A 981-nucleotide genomic window follows, 5' to 3' on the forward strand; every position below is an offset into this window, starting at 1 on the left:
GCATTTCTTTACAAAAAATTATACTTTTACCTTGAATATTGGCAGTTGAATTAATTATTTTAAAGTATTACCCAATAAGAATACCACCTGTCTTTTATCGGAATTAGCTACATTTATAATTTTCGAAATTAAAAAAATCAACAATATCGTATATGGATAATTATTTCAACAGGTACATCAAAAGTAGATCGAGAATTGTAGTGAAAATGTAGTAACCATAGAAGGCGGGTTAAGAACTTTACTAAATGAAAATTATTCTAAGAATCTTACAACAACGTTACAGGGCTGGGAATACAACTTGGAATGGCTTCTATAAGTTCAAAAAGAATTTTGCGTAAATGTGGACTATTGATCACGACATAGAAATTCTAACTTTCTTTATGAAGCTAAACCTAATTAACGCTGAATTACTTGAAATACCATTTTAAAACATTCGTGTACATGATTTTATTGATAGCTTGTTCATCAAATAGCTGTTGAATTAATTCAATATCTGCATATTCAAAAGGTCTTTTTGCTCTTGTAGATAAGCAAAACTGTACCAAACATCTCTTTTGCATCAATATAAGTTCACTATGCCATCCAACTAAATCCTAAACTCTTCTTGCAAAGTAATCGAGCTTAGATAAATCTTCTGAACCACCTGGTTTTATATTAGAACGTAATGCTTTTACCCCTTTTTCATTCAAGTTTATAATCACTTCGTCTGTTTCATTAAAAGATAATTGAGTTACACACCATCCACAATAACCTGGCAAGGTAATTGTGGATGGTTGTTACACCTTTAAATCGGTTTATCCATTGTTCCAAACATGAATGAAGACATTACCATTAACTTTTTGTAAGCTTGCTCGTTAAAAGAATATAGTTTTAAATGCAATGTTAAAAAAGAACCATGTGAATTGAAAGGTGCAGGCCAGATTAACTTAAATTGACATGAAACCTTATTTTCATTTTTAAACACAAAAAAACATCAGCCTA

Annotated in this window: 1 pseudogene; it reads right to left on the reverse strand. The window is 30.2% G+C overall.

Annotated elements, in window-relative coordinates:
- Window positions 1-407: 407 nt before the first annotated feature.
- Window positions 408-755: pseudogene (locus CN946_RS20895) on the reverse strand (hypothetical protein); the annotation flags it as partial.
- Window positions 756-981 lie beyond the last annotated feature (226 nt).

It is taken from the genome of Bacillus sp. AFS053548, from assembly GCF_002575105.1.
Taxonomy (GTDB): domain Bacteria; phylum Bacillota; class Bacilli; order Bacillales; family Bacillaceae_G; genus Gottfriedia.